Origin of the sequence: Novipirellula herctigrandis, assembly GCA_007859835.1 — a bacterium.
GTDB lineage: Bacteria > Planctomycetota > Planctomycetia > Pirellulales > Pirellulaceae > Novipirellula_A > Novipirellula_A herctigrandis.
On sequence record SJPJ01000001.1, the window covers coordinates 1,157,806 to 1,158,135 of the forward strand.

The window sequence follows — 330 nt, forward strand, 5'->3', positions numbered from 1 at the left end:
GAAGAACGATGCGGTCGGACCGTGTGTCGATCCATCAGGTCGGCGAGCAAGTACCAAGGGGTTCTTGGCGGTCTCGATGTCTCGTTATTTGGAGCTCTTGGATTGGACGGGCCGGCAGTTGCACCGCAACAAGGTTGGCAAGATACCCGACCACTTGGCTCCTATCTTGAGTCGCATTGGACTCGACACTCATGGTTGGTGCGACATTGTGAAGAAGTTTGGTCGCGTCTTTAAGCGAGCGGCAGGCACTCCCGAGAGCCTTGCTCGCGAGGCAGTCCGGTGTGGTCAAGGCTGGCTGTGTGCTCCCGAGAACCCACTCGGACTATCTTC

The 330-nt window shown here is 57.6% G+C and carries 1 pseudogene; it reads left to right on the forward strand.

Features of this window, described 5'->3' with window-relative positions:
• Positions 1-76 precede the first annotated feature (76 nt).
• Positions 77-330 (forward strand): annotated as a pseudogene (locus CA13_RS03935) (hypothetical protein); the annotation flags it as partial.